General features: G+C 68.2%; 3 protein-coding genes and 1 pseudogene. 3 read left to right on the forward strand and 1 reads right to left on the reverse strand.

Going from position 1 to position 3,327, the window contains the following annotated elements:
• A partial coding sequence (locus G3O06_RS47280; RefSeq protein ID WP_205820188.1) for a M20/M25/M40 family metallo-hydrolase occupies positions 1 to 720 on the reverse strand: 720 nt, incomplete at its 3' end.
• A 166-nt stretch (positions 721 to 886) separates the two neighbouring features.
• Here G3O06_RS47280 and G3O06_RS47285 point away from each other — a divergent pair.
• The 3 genes and pseudogenes from G3O06_RS47285 to G3O06_RS47295 form a co-directional block, all read left to right on the forward strand.
• Entirely contained in the window at positions 887 to 1,840 is a 954-nt protein-coding gene (locus tag G3O06_RS47285; RefSeq protein WP_205820190.1) for a LysR substrate-binding domain-containing protein, read from the forward strand.
• 64 nt (positions 1,841 to 1,904) lie between these two features.
• Positions 1,905 to 3,032 (forward strand): tRNA 2-selenouridine(34) synthase MnmH, encoded by a 1,128-nt coding sequence (mnmH, locus tag G3O06_RS47290; protein ID WP_205820191.1) that lies wholly within the window; start codon positions 1,905 to 1,907, stop codon positions 3,030 to 3,032.
• Positions 3,029 to 3,327, forward strand: a pseudogene (locus G3O06_RS47295) (permease); the annotation flags it as partial. The gene mnmH and the pseudogene G3O06_RS47295, both read left to right, overlap by 4 nt.

The raw sequence follows: 3,327 nt of genomic DNA on the forward strand, positions 1-3,327 counted from the left end.
TGCATGCGCGAGCACGATCGCCGGATTGCGCAGCAGCCCGCCCCAGTTGCCGGAGTGATGCGCGCCGTCGCGGGCGCGCAGGCTCAGCTTGAAATTGACCGAGCCACGCGAGCCGAGGAACACCGTGGGGCGCGCGGCGGCGATGCGCGGGCCGTCGGACGCGATCAGCACGTCGGCCGCGAGCGCGTCGCGCTCCTGGCGGCACAGCGCGTCGAGGCCCGGCGAGCCCGTTTCCTCGCCCATCTCGATCAGCAGCTTCGCGTTGAAGCCAAGCCGGCCGCCGCGTGCGTCGAGCACGCTCGCCAGCGCCGCCAGGTTGATCGTGTGCTGGCCCTTGTTGTCGGCGCTGCCGCGGCCGTACCAGCGGTCGCCGTCGGCCGTCAGCGTCCATGGGGACAGCGGCGCGCGCCACTGCGCGTCGTAGCCGCGCACGACGTCGCCGTGGCCGTAGATCAGCACCGTCGGCAGCGCGTCGTCTTCGTGGCGCGAGGCGAGCAGGAACGGGCCGCCGCCGTCGACGGGATTGTCGACGATCCGCGACGTGAAGCCGAGGCGCGCGGCCTCGGGGGCGATCTCGTCGGTCAGGTAGGCGCGCAGCGCGGCTTCGTTGCCGCTTTCCTGGCTTTCGGTGCGCAGGCCGACGCGGCGGCTCAGGGTCGTGAAGAACGCACCGGATTCGAACTGGTTCAGCGCGTGCTGGATGGCGGCGGTACGGCTCAAGTCGTGTCTCCTCTGTCGGGTTCGCTGCACGCGCCGGATCGAGCATGCAGCGTGAAGTGCGATCGATTCTAGAAAGCCGTTTTTTTTGTCACAATGATCGAATTTCGAACCTTTCTTTGCCGAAAAGGCAAAGCAGCGCGGCCGGCAGCCGGGCGGAGACAGAACGATGGCGGCTTTCCTGCATGGCCTGGCGTTGCGGTATTTCGTCGAAGTGGCGCGCACCGGCTCGATCAGCGACGCGTCCGCGCGGCTGCACGTGGCCGTATCGGCGATCAGCCGCCAGATCGCGAAACTCGAGAGCGAGCTCGGTGCGCCGCTGTTCGAGCGCCGGCCGCGCGGGATGGCGCTGTCGGAGGCCGGCGAGCGGCTCCTGGCGTTCGCGCAGCGCAGCCTGCTGGAGGCCGAGCACGTGATGAAGGACATCGGCGGGCTCGACGCGCTGCACGGCAGCCTGCTGAAGATCGCATGCTCGGAAGGGTTCGCGATCGATTTCCTGCCCGGCACGCTCGCCAGCTTCAAGGCGCGCCATCCGGGTGTGGATTTCTCCGTGTGGGTGGTGTCGCCGGCGGACGCGACGCGGCGCGTGCGTGACGGCGACGTGGACATCGCGTTGAGCTTCAGCCTCGCGCCGGAGAAGGGCGTGCGCGTCGAGCATACCGAGCGCGCGCCGATCTTCGCACTGGTGCGGCACGACCATCCGCTCGCGACGCGTGAAGCGGTGTCGCTCGCCGATGTCGCGCGTCACTCGCACGTGTTGCCCGAGGCCGGCACGACGGTGCGCCAGTTGATCGACATCGCGTGCGCGCTCGACGGGCTGCTGCTCGAGCCCGAACTGACGAGCAACAACACGGCGGCGATGTACGGCTACGCGCGGCGCACGGGCGCGGTGATGTTCACCGGGCTGCTGTCGGTGCGCGACCGCTGCGCCGCGGACGGCTTCGTCGTCGTGCCCGTGACGAACCCGCAACTGCGCGAGCGCAGCATCCAGGTGCAGACGATGGCGGGGCGCGATCTGCCCGCATCGGTCCGCGCGTTCCGCGACCATCTGATCGATGCGATGCAGGCCGCATCGTTGCCGCCGGCAGCCGCGCGCGGCCCGAGACGCCGGCCCGTGAGATAATCGTCAATCCGCCTTCCGTGCCCATGCGGCTCATCGAGCCGCATCGCCCCTGTTCGACGCCAAATTGAAGAACCTGCTTGTCACCCTCGATCACGCCGGTGAGTTCGACGAGATCATCGACGTGCGCACGCCGCTCGAGTTCGCCGAGGATCATATTCCCGGCGCACTGAACGCGCCCGTGCTCAGCAACGAGGAGCGCGTGCTCATCGGTACGATGTACCGGCAGGTGTCGCCCTACGAGGCGACCCGTGTCGGCGCGGCGATCGTCGCGCGCAACATCGCGCGCCATCTCGACACGACGTTCGCCGACCGGCCGCGCAACTGGCGGCCGCTGATTTACTGCTGGCGCGGCGGCAAGCGCTCGGGCTCGATGACGACCTGGTTCAACCTGATCGGCTGGAAGGCGCGCCAGCTCGAAGGCGGCTACAAGGCGTACCGCCAGTCGGTGTGTGCGACGCTCGCGTCGCTGCCGACACGTTTTCGCTACATCGCGCTCGTCGGCCATACGGGCTGCGGCAAGACGCGCCTGCTGAACGCACTGCGCGACGTGGGCGCGCAGACGCTCGATCTCGAGGCGCTCGCGTGCCATCGCGGCTCGCTGCTCGGCGCGCTGCCGGGCAAGCCGCAGCCGGCACAGAAGGGGTTCGATTCAGGGCTCGTCGAAACGCTTGGACGTTTCGACCCCGAATGGCCGGTGTTCGTCGAATCGGAAAGCCGTCGAATCGGGCTCGTGCAGTTGCCGATCGCGTTGATCGAAGCGTTTCACGCGGGTCCGTGGGTGCATGTCGACGCGGCGCACGACGAGCGCATCGCATTCCTCCTCGACGACTACGCGCACCTGTTCGACGAACCGGAAGCGTTCAAGGCGCAACTCCATCGGCTGATCGGCCTGCATAGCCGCGAACAGGTCACGCACTGGCAGGCGCTGATCGATGTGGACGCGCGGGCCGAACTGTTCACCGAGCTGATCGACAAGCATTACGATCCTGCCTACGCACGGACCTACCGCGCGACGTACAACAAGCCGAACCGGGCGCTGACGTTCACGTTCCGGCCCAACGCCGCCGACGGGCGCGATCAGGCGCGTGCGCTGCTGGCCGAACTCGCGCAAGCCGGGTTGCCCGCATCGGCCGCGCTTGCCGCAGGCGCGACATCCGAATCCGACCAAAACCAATCGACGACCACACGATGACGACCACACGCACCCAACCCAGTCCGGCTCTCGGCTGGATGACCTTCCTGCTGATCGCGGTCGCAGGCCTGTTCTATGTGAAATGGTTTCCGTACTACAACAAGGCGTTCGTTGCCGCCGAGCATCATTCGATCGGCCAGTCGATCCTGATGGGCACGTCGGCGGCCGCGCCCGAGCCGTCGCTGAAGGCCGCGCTCGACTACGCGTGGGCGTACGGCAAGGCGATCTGGCAGGCGATGGTGCTCGGCCTGCTGCTCGGTTCGGCCGTGCAGGCGCTGCTGCCCGCGCACTGGGT

It is taken from the genome of Burkholderia sp. Ac-20345 (assembly GCF_017104825.1).
GTDB lineage: Bacteria > Pseudomonadota > Gammaproteobacteria > Burkholderiales > Burkholderiaceae > Burkholderia > Burkholderia lata_B.